The sequence below is a fragment of the Morganella psychrotolerans genome (genome assembly GCF_001676055.1).
GTDB classification, from domain to species: Bacteria; Pseudomonadota; Gammaproteobacteria; order Enterobacterales; family Enterobacteriaceae; genus Morganella; species Morganella psychrotolerans_B.
The window spans coordinates 238632-252491 of sequence record NZ_LZEX01000034.1; the positions used below are offsets into that span (position 1 = coordinate 238632).

Annotated in this window: 17 protein-coding genes; 7 read left to right on the top strand and 10 right to left on the bottom strand. The window is 46.4% G+C overall.

Going from position 1 to position 13860, the window contains the following annotated elements; genetic code table 11:
* The first annotated feature begins 27 nt into the window (after positions 1-27).
* From AYY17_RS15000 to AYY17_RS15025, 6 genes are all read left to right on the top strand, one after another.
* Entirely contained in the window at positions 28-444 is a 417-nt protein-coding gene (locus AYY17_RS15000) for a YgiW/YdeI family stress tolerance OB fold protein (RefSeq protein WP_067424828.1), read from the top strand.
* A gap of 258 nt (positions 445-702) precedes the next feature.
* A complete protein-coding gene (locus AYY17_RS15005) occupies positions 703-963 on the top strand; it encodes an ogr/Delta-like zinc finger family protein (protein ID WP_067424830.1) in 261 nt (86 codons plus the stop codon).
* 15 nt (positions 964-978) lie between these two features.
* A complete protein-coding gene (locus AYY17_RS15010; RefSeq protein WP_067424832.1) occupies positions 979-1227 on the top strand; it encodes a hypothetical protein in 249 nt (82 codons plus the stop codon).
* 231 nt (positions 1228-1458) lie between these two features.
* Positions 1459-1869, top strand: coding sequence for a hypothetical protein (locus AYY17_RS15015; protein ID WP_067424834.1), 411 nt, complete (start codon positions 1459-1461; stop codon positions 1867-1869).
* Complete coding sequence (locus AYY17_RS15020) at positions 1844-2635, top strand: AAA family ATPase (protein ID WP_412779023.1); 792 nt, start codon at positions 1844-1846, stop codon at positions 2633-2635. The genes AYY17_RS15015 and AYY17_RS15020 overlap by 26 nt, the downstream gene beginning before the upstream one ends.
* Entirely contained in the window at positions 2628-3260 is a 633-nt protein-coding gene (locus AYY17_RS15025) for an HNH endonuclease (protein ID WP_067424838.1), read from the top strand. The genes AYY17_RS15020 and AYY17_RS15025 overlap by 8 nt, the downstream gene beginning before the upstream one ends.
* A gap of 324 nt (positions 3261-3584) precedes the next feature.
* On the opposite strand, the gene AYY17_RS22575 is transcribed toward AYY17_RS15025, so the two are convergent.
* The 3 genes from AYY17_RS22575 to AYY17_RS15040 form a co-directional block, all read right to left on the bottom strand.
* Positions 3585-4178 (bottom strand): aminoglycoside 6-adenylyltransferase, encoded by a 594-nt coding sequence (locus AYY17_RS22575; RefSeq protein ID WP_067424840.1) that lies wholly within the window; start codon positions 4176-4178, stop codon positions 3585-3587.
* Between the two features lie 65 nt (positions 4179-4243).
* Positions 4244-4585 (bottom strand): aminoglycoside 6-adenylyltransferase, encoded by a 342-nt coding sequence (locus tag AYY17_RS22580; RefSeq protein ID WP_082981412.1) that lies wholly within the window; start codon positions 4583-4585, stop codon positions 4244-4246.
* 59 nt (positions 4586-4644) lie between these two features.
* On the bottom strand, positions 4645-5421 hold the full coding sequence (locus AYY17_RS15040) for a YciC family protein (RefSeq protein WP_067424844.1): 777 nt from the start codon (positions 5419-5421) through the stop codon (positions 4645-4647).
* Between the two features lie 425 nt (positions 5422-5846).
* Here AYY17_RS15040 and ompW point away from each other — a divergent pair, with 425 nt between their 5' ends.
* Positions 5847-6497 carry an outer membrane protein OmpW gene (ompW, locus tag AYY17_RS15045; protein WP_067424846.1) on the top strand — a complete coding sequence of 217 codons (651 nt, stop codon included), beginning with the start codon at positions 5847-5849 and terminating at the stop codon, positions 6495-6497.
* 78 nt (positions 6498-6575) lie between these two features.
* Here ompW and AYY17_RS15050 read toward each other — a convergent pair whose 3' ends face one another.
* The 7 genes from AYY17_RS15050 to AYY17_RS15080 form a co-directional block, all read right to left on the bottom strand.
* Complete coding sequence (locus tag AYY17_RS15050; RefSeq protein WP_067424848.1) at positions 6576-6890, bottom strand: BON domain-containing protein; 315 nt, start codon at positions 6888-6890, stop codon at positions 6576-6578.
* 112 nt (positions 6891-7002) lie between these two features.
* On the bottom strand, positions 7003-7809 hold the full coding sequence (gene trpA / locus AYY17_RS15055) for a tryptophan synthase subunit alpha (protein WP_067424850.1): 807 nt from the start codon (positions 7807-7809) through the stop codon (positions 7003-7005).
* Positions 7809-8999, bottom strand: coding sequence for a tryptophan synthase subunit beta (trpB, locus tag AYY17_RS15060; protein WP_067424853.1), 1191 nt, complete (start codon positions 8997-8999; stop codon positions 7809-7811). The genes trpA and trpB overlap by 1 nt, the downstream gene beginning before the upstream one ends.
* 26 nt (positions 9000-9025) lie before the next feature.
* Positions 9026-10393: a bifunctional indole-3-glycerol-phosphate synthase TrpC/phosphoribosylanthranilate isomerase TrpF gene (gene trpCF, locus AYY17_RS15065; protein WP_067424855.1), complete on the bottom strand. Its 1368-nt coding sequence runs from the start codon at positions 10391-10393 to the stop codon at positions 9026-9028.
* Between the two features lie 5 nt (positions 10394-10398).
* Positions 10399-11397 (bottom strand): anthranilate phosphoribosyltransferase, encoded by a 999-nt coding sequence (gene trpD, locus AYY17_RS15070; RefSeq protein ID WP_067424857.1) that lies wholly within the window; start codon positions 11395-11397, stop codon positions 10399-10401.
* A gap of 46 nt (positions 11398-11443) precedes the next feature.
* A complete protein-coding gene (locus AYY17_RS15075; RefSeq protein WP_067424859.1) occupies positions 11444-12022 on the bottom strand; it encodes an aminodeoxychorismate/anthranilate synthase component II in 579 nt (192 codons plus the stop codon).
* Positions 12022-13581: an anthranilate synthase component 1 gene (locus tag AYY17_RS15080; protein ID WP_067424861.1), complete on the bottom strand. Its 1560-nt coding sequence runs from the start codon at positions 13579-13581 to the stop codon at positions 12022-12024. Before AYY17_RS15080 ends, AYY17_RS15075 begins: the two co-directional genes overlap by 1 nt.
* Between the last annotated feature and the right edge of the window lie 279 nt (positions 13582-13860).

A 13860-nucleotide genomic window follows, 5' to 3' on the forward strand; every position in this document is an offset into this window, starting at 1 on the left:
ATGCTTCCTTATATCAGGAGATAAACAATGAAAAAATTACCTGCACTCGCATTACTTGCTACATTACTGGCCGGCTCCGCAGGCTCCGTTTTTGCTGCAACAAACGGTGGGTTTGAAGGTCCGGGCGCACCATCTGCAACCTCTGCCACCACAACACAAGCAGGCGGATTTAGTGGTCCGGATGCCCGTAAAATGACAGTTGCCGATGCGCTGAAATTATCCGATGACGCAAATGTTGTGCTGCGCGGAAAAATTGTCAGCCAGATTGATAAGAAGCATTACGAATTTAAAGACAGCACCGGCACCATCCGTGTGGAAATTTCCCCGAAACGCTGGGATGGTTTAAAAGTCACCCCGCAGGATGAAATTGAAGTCGAAGGGGAAATAGATAAAGAGTGGAATAAAACCGAGCTGGATGTAAAAGCGGTACGCAAGGTTCAGTAATCACGCAATACTTAGTTTTGAAAATGCCCTGTGATGGTGATGCCAGTCAGGTAAGTAACTGACTGGCTATTTGTTTGAGATTCTATTGTATTTATATGGTTCTTCTTTCCTTCATTCAGATCGTCTGAGTCGTTTTTAGACACAGCTTGAATTAGCGTTAAAAACTGATAATGACAATATGGTAGATGGTGATAATTCAGACAACTAATTTAACGTGATATAATTGGAACAGGCAAACCCCCGAACCAAGGTTTTACAATGGCGTTTAATTGTCCAAAATGCGGCGCCGCATCCTGGACTCGCACCAGCGAGCCGGTAACTGAAGAAACAAAACGCAGCTATCACCAATGTCAGAATATTTTGTGTGGCTGCACATTTACCACCCTGACAAGCGTAGAGCGGTATTTAACAAAACCAGACCCGCAGCCACTGCCAACAGGGTTCCGCCTGCCGGAGAATGCGTTTCCGAAAAGCCATTACGGCGAAAATCAGTTGGATATGTTTTCAGGAAGCATATAACAGGGTGTCAGAACTATGTTTATTGAAGACAATGGAACACGATATGAGATTATCAGGGGGAGTGATGTTGTCAGAGACGGAATGTACCTTGAACTGAGCTTGCCGGATACATATCCTGTAGAGCAACTGGCAGAGATATTTTATTCAGATGTGACTCATGATTTTATTATCAGTATTTTTGCGGACAGTTTGCCGTTATCGGTTATTGAGATACTTGTAGCGGAAGCCAAAGTTTTACTTCCGCTAAAAAAGCCCCTTAATTGAGGGGCATGCTATTAATATGTACTAGCTCAGACCTGATCTGACGGTTTTCACTGGCAGCATACCATCAAATCTGACAGTCTGCTTTGAGCGAGAAGCGAACATGCGATATATTTAAAACACTTACTGGTGGTGATTAAAGTAGATAGATGACAACAGCAATTTTATGAATTGCAATGTTATGAGGTCACAATGTAAGATTTGTTATCTTACAATCAGATTAGCGATAATGAAATGCTTAATGCTCACAAACTTTTAACTTCTCAAAACGATTATTTTATTCTGGTGGGAAAAAATGGGAGTGGTAAAAGCCGACTGCTGCATGATCTGGCAGAGGATCTACATAATTCAGGTTACAACACTATTACTGTATCAAATACTCTATTTGATAAATTTGAAGTTCATCCCCAAAGCCTTTATTATAGCTATATAGGAAGTAAGTTAGGTAGAAACTTCCCTGCTCAAGCAATAAAGAATACTCTTTCAACTGAAAGCCCCAAAAAAGTAAGTCACATTTTTTCAGTTTTAAATCACATAGGATATGAACAAAAAATTGGTATCAAGGTAAAATTTAGGAAAAAATTCAAAGACGCAATTAGATATTCCACAAATGCATTTGATGATTATTATCCAATTTTTTTTTGATAGCAGCGACCAAAAAATACCGGATGAACTTAAAATGGCAATAGATAAAGCCATTCATCAGATAAAGCGTGGCTATAGTGTTTTAGTCTGGCTGACCGGTAATGATAACGTTTTTTATGAGGGTAATTTCGATTCTTATTTAATCTTATTAAAGTTTGAGAGACTTTTAAAAAAAGCAAAAATAATATCCAATATAGAAGTGTTTTTAAGTAAAAATAATCATGTATTCCCCATAAGTCAAGCAAGTTCAGGTGAGTTATCGTTTATCGCTTTACTTGTTCATATTGCTTTTTGCGTAAACGGTTATTCTTTTATATTCATTGATGAACCTGAAAATAGTTTGCATCCAAAATGGCAAAATAAATATTTGGATTTTTTAAGGGGGTCGATTGGTTATAATAAATGTATAGTTGTTGTAGCGACGCATTCACCTATAATTATTACTTCAATATCAGAGAGTAATCAAGCTTCAATTTACAAGCGTGGAGTTTATGGGTTTGAAGAAGTAAATTCTTATGATGACAGTACTGAAGAATTATATATTGATTACTTCGACATACTAACACCTAAAAATAGAGCGCTATCTAACAGATGTGTAGATATTATAGACCAATTTACTATTGGGGAAATTTCATTACAAACAGCGAGGGATCGTTTGTCAAAATTTGAGGAAATGGCAAATGATTCCGCCCAAAAAGAATTCCTTTTAGGTGTAAATTCATTACTTACAAAAGTCAATCATAAAAAACGGAATGACCATGAATAATATTTCATTCCTTGCTGAAGAGCAAGATTTAATGAATCGAGCAATAGCGGAAGGTCATACTTTTTGGGGGGATAAAACTCTTAATTCTCTTAAAGGAAAGATTAAAGATCATTTACGTGAAAAGCAAGAAGAATGCTGTTGTTATTGTTCACGAAATATAGATGATGAATTTAGTATGGTGCTTGATATAGAACATATTATTCCAAAATCAAAGATTACATCTGAAATGTTTGAAATGATGAACCTAGCAGTATCTTGTAAAAGATGTAATATGAGAATTAAAGGAGACGACGTATCATTCATTAATGATGAATTTCAGCATTTTAAAGAAACAGGTGATTACTATCTATCAGGTAGCTATAAATTTATTCATCCTAATCTTGATAGTTGGGATGAAAATCTGATTTACACTGTAGCTCAAGTCAATAGAAAAAAGATGGTTTATTATCAGGTCGTTCAGGATAGTTCTAAAGGGAGCTATGCAAAAAAATACTTTGAGTTGGATAAAATACAAGCAAATACTTTTGATGAAGCGCAGGACGCCACTAGTAGAAAAGAGCCGATAGACCCTACAATCGCCGAAGAATATTCAAGGTTAGTAAATTCTATGTTAGGGCGACAATAAATCTCGTAATATTTTCCGAGAGGGATTCATTAACTTTTAGTTAAAAAAACTGCTCCCAGTACAGAACTGCTTGTCAGATTAGGTTTGGATCTGTGCCATAGCTGTGTATCCAAAGCCAAGTGGCGCTTATAAGCACTTACTTGCCCCAATGGGTGTTTGCTTGGAAAATAAAACCCCTCAGAAGAGGGGTTGGATTACATAAAAATATCGAATGTGGTCGCAATGTGGACATCGCCAGAAATAAATCCTTTTGTTTCATATGATTAGACTGCTAATAAATAGCCCCGGAATGGGGCATTTTTATATCAGCAACCCTCTGACTGCTCAACCCAATTCATCTACCATATCCGCATAAATCCGCTTAATATAATGAACAGACGCCTCTGCTTCGCCTGTATTTATTGCAAAGCCCATTTTGTCTGCGGTTATTATCTGAAATTCACCAAATAACCGCAGCATGACAAACAGTGCCTGCCAGTTATTTTCCGGGACTGCATCAGAATAGGTATCTGATATAGCCTGTATTTCTTCTTTGGTCAGATAACGGGACAGATATTTTCCGGCTTTACCGGTAGTGAGGTTAAAGCCGTGTGTACAGCCGATTTTCCAGTCAAGCATCTGCATAAATGCCGGGCGGATGACATTGTCAGTCATCTCTTTGGCAAAGGTGATTTCATTTCTTGCCAGACCTTTTGCCACATTGGTGGCGCACCACCAGAACTCATTGGCGGTTTCTGCAAATAAACGGGCATCCGGCGGGGGGATAAAATAACTGCTTTCATCTGCGGGAGGCAGCGAATCAAATAAATTGTCTTTATCCAGCCAGAGAATACTCAGGCTGTCGTGTGTGTGATCCGTGCTTATGTGACTGACGGGTAATAAAGTCAGATCAATACGATGAGCACCTTCATAGGTCATCAGATAGGTATATCCCCCTTATTCATTCAAACTGCAGGTTTGTTGGCTGCGTGAAGCCAGCCGGGTCACATACTGATGTATGCTCCCCGCCTGTCTTCCCTTGCCGCCTGCCTGCATCTTGAATGACGTTGGGGGCATGCCGCACGTGCAGGCGCATCTTTATTCTCCGGTAACATATCATCGGGGCATTGTTGTAATACCGGAACACCTAAGTGTACTTCCCACGAACGGACTGATTTAGCTGCGTTAATATCCTGTACAAAAAAGACTAAGTCAAAATCCTGATATTTATCTTTTTTGACCTGCTTATTTGCCCGTGAGCCATTAAGAATAACCGCTCTGATATTATCGTCAGACTGCGCACAGCAAAGAATTGCCTGAGAAATAGTATCATCACTTCGCATCATCCGGCTCCGGTAATAAAAAATAAAAACCCCGTCAGACAGACGGGGCAGATAATAACGAATTACTGATAATCATTAATCGATTGTGATTGGGTAAATAACTGATAAAACCGGAACAGATAAATAATCATCAGACCGCTGATAACGTTATTTAAGAACAACACGATGACCATCGTAATATGTTCATTCGGCATCGGTAACCGGCTGAGTAACATGACGGATGCCTGTTTCAGCGCAAACCAGATCAGAATAGCCGGCAGCAGTGTTCTTATATTTTTCATCGCAATATTACCGCTGATTTTAATCGCGGTGAAAATACTGTTTTTTTCGGTGAACATCACGATAGGCGCGAGAGCCAGCAGCATAGCCAGTACCAGACCCGGTAAATACATGGCGACCAACCCGAGAGCTATCACCAGTGAACAGATAAGCAGCAGAACTAACATGCGTGGCATGCGTCCGGCAGAGCCGGTGATTGCCTGAACGGCCGTCAGCCTCTCGCCCTGTGATGCGCTTAATACCAGAAAAATTATGGATGTCACAAAAATAGCGTTGCCCAACAGAGAGCCTAAAATACTGCCCAGCCCGGTTTTCAGCATCTGCCATTGATCGTCGGCTGTCAGTGCAGCGACTGCGCGCTGAAATTCGCCGGAACCCTCATTAATATAGGTGGATTCCAGCATACGGATGATATCCGTTCCGTTAGAGTTATAAGTCAGCAGGACGTTGAGCGCTACGGCAATAACGGCGGTGAGCAGCGAAATAACCAGAACAGATGCAGCCTGATTGCGGAAAAAATTAAGACTGTCGCGGGCAAGGCCTGACACCGACATGGACATGAAATAACTCCTGTAGACATGAATTCAAATGCTTTACGTAATTGTAAAACAAAATGGCAGGGAGTGTAACCTGCCTGTCCGGCAAAAATACAGGATTCAGGCATCGCAGGATAAACAACAATCACAAAAATACACATTTTAGTAACAAAAATAAAACAGCGATAAAGACTGAAAGATACACATCGGATGTTTAAAATTGATATAAACCACCCGAATTATTAATGCGCTAAAAATGATGAAATACATTATTGACTCAAATCAATAAAAGAAATAAATCCCGTGAAATAATAAATCCGAATTTATGTGATTATTGGTTTTTTATTTAAATGTTGTGATCTGTCTTGGATCATAATTCGATTTAACGCTGTATATTTCAAACTGTATTTATTGTAATTTTTTTCTTTTTTTTTAGGATGGGATAGATAATGAAAAAGCTTTCTGCTGTGTTTTTAGCACTGGCAACGGTTTTGCCGTCAGTTTCAATTGCGCACCAGGCCGGTGATATGATTATCCGCGGCGGTACAGCAACTGTACGCCCGAATACCGGTTCACCTAACGTATTAGGCGAAGTAGGGCCGGGTGTTGGTTCTTTTGAAGCCAATAATAATACTCAGCTAGGTTTAACCTTTACTTATATGGCAACTGATAATATCGGTGTTGAATTATTAGCTGCTACTCCGTTTGAACATAAAATTTCCACTCCGGGAACGGGTGAAATTGCATCTGCCAAACATTTACCACCAACGCTGATGGCGCAATATTATTTCCGTACAGCGGAAGATAAATTACGTCCGTATCTTGGTGTTGGTGTGAACTACACCTTCTTCTTTGATGAAGGATTTAACGACAACGGTAAAAATGCCGGTTTAAGTGACCTGAGCATGAGTGGCTCATGGGGTGTTGCAGCACAGGCTGGTCTGGATTATCAGTTGGATGATCACTGGTTACTGAACGCCTCTGTATGGTGGATGAATATCGAAACTGACGTGGATTTCAAAGCCGGTGGCGAAGATTTTTCTTACAAAACCCGTCTTGACCCGTTTGTCTTTATGTTCGGTGCCGGTTACAAATTCTGATAACCGCATAAGCTGAAAATAGCTGAAAAAGAAAACGGCGCCTGAAAAGAGCGCCGTTTTTTTATATCTGAGGCCGCATCATCGCAGCTTCATTGAGTTAATCACCAGTCTTACACCCGGGACTTTACGCGCGGTATTCACAGCAAGATTCGCTTCATTCTCGCTTGAGACAAACCCGCTGAGCTGTACTTTGCCTTTAAAGGTTTCCACGCTGATTTGGGTGGATTTAATGCCTTTTTCACCCAGTAATGCTGTTTTTACTTTTGTCGTGATCACGGAGTCATCAAAATAGCCTCCGGTGCCTTCGCTTGTAGCACTCGGGGCACAGGCGGACAGCGTAAACGCCATAAACATGACAACAAAGAGTGATGTGACCAGTTTCATGTATTTCATTATGTTCTCCTTATTACCGAGGCAATGAGAGCCTGACACTTCGAGTATTAATGAAATCAATATGATTCACAACAAGAATAATCCACCAATACCAGCGCGTTAAACGAAATAATCACAATTGTGTCGCGTTTTTCATTTTCTGCGTAAATTCCCGTAGTTGTTCGCACATCAGCGGCACATTATCCAGATGTTCTGCAATAATATTTACGACGGCTGAGCCGGAAATTGCCCCCGCAGCACCATTTTTCAGTGATTCCCGCACTTGTTCCGGCTCGGATATTCCGAAGCCCTGAATCGGCGGAGCCGCTTTATACGCATTCAGTTTACCCGCCAGAGAGGCGAGAGACTTTTCTGCCCGGTTTTCTGTCCCGGTAACACCTGCGCGGGAGAGCAGGTAGGTGTAGCCTTTTCCGGCGGCGGCAATCGCTTGTAATAATGCATCGTCTGCATCCGGCGGGCAGATAAAGATAGGTGCGATATTATTAGCCAGCGCAGCTTCACGGAAGGGCTGTGATTCATGCAGAGGCACATCAGCAATTAATACCGAATCCACACCGGCGGCTGCCGCATTGGCATAAAACTGATTTATCCCGCCATGAAAAACCAGATTGGCATACATCAGCAATCCGATAGGTAATTGCGGATATTTTGCGCGGATCTGCGCTATCAGCTCAAAACAGCGGGCAGGAGTAATACCGGCGGCAAAGGCGCGCAGATTGGCATCCTGAATGGTCGGACCGTCTGCCAGCGGATCAGAAAACGGAATACCGAGCTCAAGTGCATCCGCACCACCTGCCACGAGGGCATCAATTATCTGCAAAGAGACCTCAGCGGACGGGTCGCCGAGCGTGACAAACGGCACAAAAGCACCCTGGTTGCGGGCAGTCAGCTGCTGAAAAAGTTGTTCATACCGGCTCATCAGAAATCCCCTCTTTCTTTAAGAATGTCATAAACAGTGAAAATATCTTTATCACCCCGTCCGGAGACATTGACGATAAGAAGTTGTTCTTTTTCCGGATTTTCGCGGATCATTTTCAGTGCATGCGCAAGGGCATGGGCGGATTCCAGTGCCGGGATAATCCCTTCGTGGCGGCTTAGTGCTTTAAAGGCGTCAAGAGCCTCATTATCGGTTGCAGAGACATAGTCTGCCCGCCCGATGGCATTCAGATGCGCGTGTTGTGGCCCGACAGACGGGAAGTCCAGCCCGGCAGAAACAGAGTAAGATTCTTCAATCTGGCCGTCTTCTGTCTGCATCATCGGCGATTTCATGCCGAAATAGATACCAACGCGTCCGTGTTTCAGCGGTGCGCCGTGCTCGCCGGTTTCAATACCGTGTCCGCCCGGCTCGACACCAATCAGGCTGACGGATTCATCAGGGATAAACCCGGCAAATGCGCCGATAGCATTAGATCCACCGCCGATACAGGCGATCACCGCATCCGGCAGGCGACCTTCGCGCTCCAGAATCTGTGCACGGGCTTCATCACCGATCATGCGCTGAAATTCGCGAACAATGGTCGGGTACGGGTGCGGACCTGCCGCTGTGCCTAACAGATAGTGCGCGCGTTCATAGCTTCCGCTCCAGTCGCGCAGTGCTTCATTACAGGCATCTTTCAGGGTGGAAGAACCGCTGTGAACCGGGATCACTTCCGCCCCCATCAGGCGCATACGGAAAACGTTAGGCGATTGGCGCTCCACATCTTTCGCGCCCATATACACGCGGCATTTCATTCCCAGCAGCGCACAGGCAAGAGCAGTCGCCACACCGTGCTGACCGGCACCGGTTTCTGCAATAATTTCAGTTTTACCCATGCGTTTTGCCAGCAGTGCCTGTCCCAGAACCTGGTTGGTTTTATGTGCGCCGCCGTGCAGTAAATCTTCCCGCTTGAGATACAGTTTGGTGTTGCTGCCCGCTGTCAGGTTTTTACATAGTGTCAGTGCAGTCGGGCGGCCTGCATAGTTTTTCAGGAGATCGGTAAATTCGCGCTGAAATTCCGGGTCTTCTTGTGCGGCAATAAAGGCATCTTCCAGTTGATCCAGTGCCGGGATTAAAATCTGCGGGACAAATTGCCCGCCGAACTCGCCAAAATAGGGATTTAACTTACTCATTTTTTTGATCCTTTCCAGTTAAGTCGTTAGGCAACATATTTATGTAATATTTCAAACAGGATACGAATTTTTTCAGCATCTTTAATGCCGGGGGCCGATTCTGCGCCCGAGTTGAAATCCAGCCCGGTTGCAGCGCAGGAGGCAGCCGCAAGGCAATTTTCTGCATTCAGCCCACCCGCAAGGGTAAAGGGCACCGGCAGCGAGGCGGGCAGTGTTGTCCAGTCGAATGTGTGTCCGGAGCCGCCTTTGCCGTTATCCAGCACCAGCCGCACTACGCCGTCAGGTACGGTAATCTCCGGCTGATGTGACATATCCAGCGCTTTCCAGATTTCACACTGCACCGGCAGATGCAGGCGGAGCATCGCGATATCATGAGCATCTTCGCTGCCGTGCAACTGAACGGCATGCAGTTTCAGACGGCGGGCAATGGCGGCAATCTCTGCCGGGTCGTGATTGCGGAACACACCGACATACGCCAGCGGCGCGCCGGATATAACAGTAGCGGCCTGAGTTTCATTCACGCAGCGCGGGGAATCACTGACAAATATCAGTCCGCCGAATGTGCCACCGGCATCATAGACGGTGCGGGCATCTTCTGCGCGGGTCAGCCCGCAGACTTTGTGTTCACCGAATATCAGGCGGCGGATGGCAAAATCCAGATCCGGCTGAGCCATAATTGCACTGCCGATCAGAAAACCATTGGCATACGGGGAGATCTCCCGGATGTGCCGATGCGTGGTAATGCCTGATTCGCTGATAACAATGCAGCCGGCCGGAATACGCGGCGCAAACGCTTTTGTGCGGTTGCGGTCAATAGAGAGATCGCGTAAATCACGGTTATTAATACCAATGACTTTCGCCTCCAGATGAATGGCGCGGGTCAGTTCCTCTTCTGTACTGACTTCTGTCAGCACGCCCATGTTCAGAGAGTGAGCAAGGGTCGCGAGAGAGTGATATTCCGCGTCATTGAGCACAGACAGCATCAGTAAAATTGCATCAGCCCCGTAATGGCGCGCCAGATAGACCTGATAGGCATCAATCATAAAATCTTTGCACAATACCGGCTGTGAAATCTGCGCGCGCACCCGGCGCAGATAGTCATGCTGTCCCTGAAAGTATTTTTCGTCAGTCAGGACGGATACCGCGGCTGCATAAGGCGCATAAGCTATAGCAATCTCTTCAGGATTAAAATCCTGCCGGATCAGTCCTTTGGATGGCGATGCTTTCTTACATTCTAAAATATACACTGTTTTTGTGCTGCTCAGCGCCTGATAAAAATCCCGGTCACTCGGTTGTAATGTATCAGCGAAATCCAGCAGTGGCTCTTGTTTCTTCCGCTCAATCAATGAGATGCGTTTATCACTAACTATTTGTTCTAATACGGTGCCTTTCATGGTCATTATCCTCTCGCGGCCAGGGCGGTGACGCGCTCAAAGGCGTTGCCACTGTGGATCATTGCCAGCGCATGGTGTGCATTGGCTCGTAAATCTTCGTTATTATTAAGTTTCATCAGCAGGGCGACATTGGCGGCAACCGCATGGTTATGCGCGGCCGTGCCTTCACCCTGCAGTAACCGGGTCAGTAACTGACGATTTTCGTCCGGTGTGCCGCCGCGTAATTCATTCATGTTATAAGCCGGTAATGCAAAATCATCAGCTGTCAGGCTGTATTCACGAATTTCCCCGTTATGCAGTTCTGCAACCTGTGTCGCGGCATGAAGGGAGACTTCATCCATGCCGCCGCTATGAACGACCGCCGCCCGCTGATAACCCAGTACTTTCAGGGTTTGCGCGACAGGGCGGATAAGCGCCGGGCTGTAAACACCAATCAGTGCCACCGGCGGGCGGGCCGGGTTGATTAGTGGTCCGAGGACATTAAACAGTGTGCGGGTTTTCAGCTGCTGGCGCACCGGGGCGGCAAAACGGAAGCCGTCATGATAGTGGGGTGCAAACAGAAAACAGACGCCGACATCATCCAGGGCGCTGCGCGATATCTCAGCCGGGGTATCAAGCGCGATACCGAAGGCATTGAGTAAATCAGACGATCCTGTCTTGCTTGAAACGCTGCGGCTGCCATGTTTGGCGACTTTTATACCGCAGGCAGCGGCAACAAATGCGCTGGCAGTCGAGATATTGATACTGTCGGAGGCATCACCGCCGGTGCCGACAATATCACTGAAACGATAATCCGGACGGGGAAATGCCCGTGCATTGTCCAGACAGGCTTGTGCGGCTCCTGCGATTTCGTCCGGCTGTTCGCCGCGCATTTTCATGCTGATTAAGGCGGCGGCAAGCTGTGTTTCACTCAGTTCACCACGGATAATCGCAGAGAACAATTCGCGGCTTTCAGCCTGGTTCAGTGCTTCGCCCCGGTATAGTTTTTCAAATAATGTTTGCATCTCTCTATTCCTTCATCTGTTTTTTATGTTTTTTTTCAGGGTTGAGTTATGCCTGTGCCCATTCCAGCGTGTTTGCCAGCAATGCCGCACCTTCCGGGGTTAAAATTGATTCAGGGTGAAATTGTAATCCGCAGACTTTGTGTAACTCATGGCGCACCGCCATCACAATATTGTCGCTGGTGGCACAAATTATCAGTGCCGCCGGGGTAATTTCTGCGGCAAGTGAATGATAACGGGCCACTTTCATCGGATTCGGCAGGCCGCGGAACATGGCTTGGTTATCATGTTGCAGCAGGCTGGCTTTGCCGTGCAGTACCGTACCTGCGCTGCTGACTTTGCCGCCATAAGCTTCAATAATTGCCTGGTGTCCGAGGCAAATCCCGATGACCGGGTAACGCCCGGTGACAGCGCGCAGCACCTGTGGCTGACAGCCTGCATCTGCCGGTTTACCGGGACCCGGTGAGAGCACCAGAACCGGATTATGCATCTCTTCCAGAGCGGCAAGAATAATGTCTGCCGCAACCCGGTTGCGGTAAATCACCACTCTGTGTCCCTGTGCGCGGAACTGATCGACCAGGTTGTAGGTGAAAGAATCGACATTATCGAGCAGTAAAATATCGGCCATCAGAATGTCTCCTCTGCGTGATGTGCGCGGGTGATTGCGCGGATCACCGCACGGGCTTTGTTGCGGTTTTCATCGGCTTCTGCCTGCGGGTCGGAATCCAGTACTACGCCGCCGCCAGCCTGAACGGTGGCGATACCGTTTTCAACATACGCGGAGCGGATAACAATGCAGGTATCAAACGTACTGTCGCCGCGAAAGTAGCCGACCGCACCGCCGTAACTGCCGCGGCGGATTTTTTCTGTCTGTGCAATCAGTTGCATGGCGCGGACTTTAGGCGCACCGGTCAGCGTACCCATATTCATACAGGCCTGATAAGCATGAAAAATGTCCAGGTCATTACGTAGTTCGCCGGTTACGCGGGACACCAGATGCATCACAAACGCATAGCGATCCACTTTTGTCAGCTCTGCCACACTGCGGGTGCCGGGGCGGCAGATGCGGGCGAGATCGTTACGGGCCAGATCCACTAACATAAAATGTTCGGCAAGCTCTTTCTGATCAGTGCGTAAATCCAGTTCCAGGCGGCTGTCTTTATCTGCATCAACACTGCCGTCTGCATGTAAGCCACGGGGACGGGTACCCGCAATCGGATAGATTTCAATCAGACGGGTTGCCGGGTCATATTTCAGTGCGCTTTCCGGTGACGCGCCGAACAGGGTAAAATCGCTGTCCTGCATATAGAACAGATACGGGCTCGGATTACGGCTTTTCAGGACACGGTAAGCGGCCATCGGCGACGGACAGGGTAACTGAAAGCGGCGTGATGGCACGACCTGGAAAATATCACCCTGAACGATGTATTGTTTTAAGTCGGTGACAATGCGGCAGAATACATCATCTGAATGTGACGTTGTCACATTTATGTCTGCACCGGACACAACAGCGGAATCAGTGATTTCATTTGCCAGCGCAGCGAATAATGCAGTGTGTTGTGATGCCAGGCGCACCTGTTCCGTTTTATCATCCGTAAATGTGAGGGTGATTAGCTCGCTGGTTTGTTGCTGATGATCAATGGTCAGCAGAGTTTCTGCCAGATAAAAGCAGTAATCCGGGCAATTATTCTCCGGTGTTACTGCCGGTAACGTTTCAAAATTGGCGACCAAATCATAACTGAACAGACCGCCGCAGAATAAATTCCGGCGGTCATCAGGCAGTGACGGCAGGTTCATCAGGGTGCGCAATACATCAAATACAGAATCTGCGCACAGGCGGGTGTCTTCATCGGTATCCGCAACAGGCGGTGTAAAGCTGACTGTCAGCCTGTTTTCGGTAATTTTGCAGGCCGCTTTTTCCGCCAGTTGTGCACATAGTGCCGGTAACAGCGCCGCACCGTTTGTATTCAGGGCTTCTATGGTTACGGTATGACCCAGGCAGCGGATCCGCAGAGCACTGTGCAGAATGAGCAGACTTTTTAAATTTGCCTTAGAGGTTATTTCAGCGGATTCTAATAACAGCGTTGCCGGGCGTTGTGCACAAAGTGCGGTAAAAACAGCGGCAGGATCCGGCTGGTAGTGTGGATAATCAATCCGGGTTATGTGTGTGAAAATCGGGCTGTTCATTATTATTTACCTTATCTCATGAATATTTTTGCCATAAAAAAACCCGCCACGGGGGCGGGTTCTGTGCTTTGATTCAGCCTGTCAGCTGACATGCACGCACAACCATTCCGCCCGACGGGAAGAGTTACGCCACCAACGATTATTTAGTTTGTGCATGTTCATGGGATGTCCTTTATGAAATCAGTGATTAAATATACCTCGTTCCGCGTACTAGTAAACTAGATCACGATTGGTGTGTCAAGGATATTTGTGGAATACTACGCCTCCCCGGGAAAAGCC

What these genes read in the sequence shown, in the direction of transcription:
- trpD (WP_067424857.1), bottom strand. Translation starts at nt 11,397, where the DNA reads ATGCAAACATTATTTGAAAAACTATACCGGGGCGAAGCACTGAACCAG.
- AYY17_RS22580 (WP_082981412.1), bottom strand. Translation starts at nt 4,585, where the DNA reads ATGATGCGAAGTGATGATACTATTTCTCAGGCAATTCTTTGCTGTGCG.
- AYY17_RS15075 (WP_067424859.1), bottom strand. Translation starts at nt 12,022, where the DNA reads ATGGCCGATATTTTACTGCTCGATAATGTCGATTCTTTCACCTACAAC.
- AYY17_RS15005 (WP_067424830.1), top strand. Translation starts at nt 703, where the DNA reads ATGGCGTTTAATTGTCCAAAATGCGGCGCCGCATCCTGGACTCGCACC.
- AYY17_RS15020 (WP_412779023.1), top strand. Translation starts at nt 1,844, where the DNA reads ATGATTATTATCCAATTTTTTTTTGATAGCAGCGACCAAAAAATACCG.
- AYY17_RS22575 (WP_067424840.1), bottom strand. Translation starts at nt 4,178, where the DNA reads ATGACCTATGAAGGTGCTCATCGTATTGATCTGACTTTATTACCCGTC.
- ompW (WP_067424846.1), top strand. Translation starts at nt 5,847, where the DNA reads ATGAAAAAGCTTTCTGCTGTGTTTTTAGCACTGGCAACGGTTTTGCCG.
- AYY17_RS15080 (WP_067424861.1), bottom strand. Translation starts at nt 13,581, where the DNA reads ATGAACAGCCCGATTTTCACACACATAACCCGGATTGATTATCCACAC.
- trpB (WP_067424853.1), bottom strand. Translation starts at nt 8,999, where the DNA reads ATGAGTAAGTTAAATCCCTATTTTGGCGAGTTCGGCGGGCAATTTGTC.
- AYY17_RS15050 (WP_067424848.1), bottom strand. Translation starts at nt 6,890, where the DNA reads ATGAAATACATGAAACTGGTCACATCACTCTTTGTTGTCATGTTTATG.
- AYY17_RS15010 (WP_067424832.1), top strand. Translation starts at nt 979, where the DNA reads ATGTTTATTGAAGACAATGGAACACGATATGAGATTATCAGGGGGAGT.
- AYY17_RS15025 (WP_067424838.1), top strand. Translation starts at nt 2,628, where the DNA reads ATGAATAATATTTCATTCCTTGCTGAAGAGCAAGATTTAATGAATCGA.
- AYY17_RS15015 (WP_067424834.1), top strand. Translation starts at nt 1,459, where the DNA reads ATGCTTAATGCTCACAAACTTTTAACTTCTCAAAACGATTATTTTATT.
- AYY17_RS15000 (WP_067424828.1), top strand. Translation starts at nt 28, where the DNA reads ATGAAAAAATTACCTGCACTCGCATTACTTGCTACATTACTGGCCGGC.
- trpCF (WP_067424855.1), bottom strand. Translation starts at nt 10,393, where the DNA reads ATGAAAGGCACCGTATTAGAACAAATAGTTAGTGATAAACGCATCTCA.
- trpA (WP_067424850.1), bottom strand. Translation starts at nt 7,809, where the DNA reads ATGAGCCGGTATGAACAACTTTTTCAGCAGCTGACTGCCCGCAACCAG.
- AYY17_RS15040 (WP_067424844.1), bottom strand. Translation starts at nt 5,421, where the DNA reads ATGTCCATGTCGGTGTCAGGCCTTGCCCGCGACAGTCTTAATTTTTTC.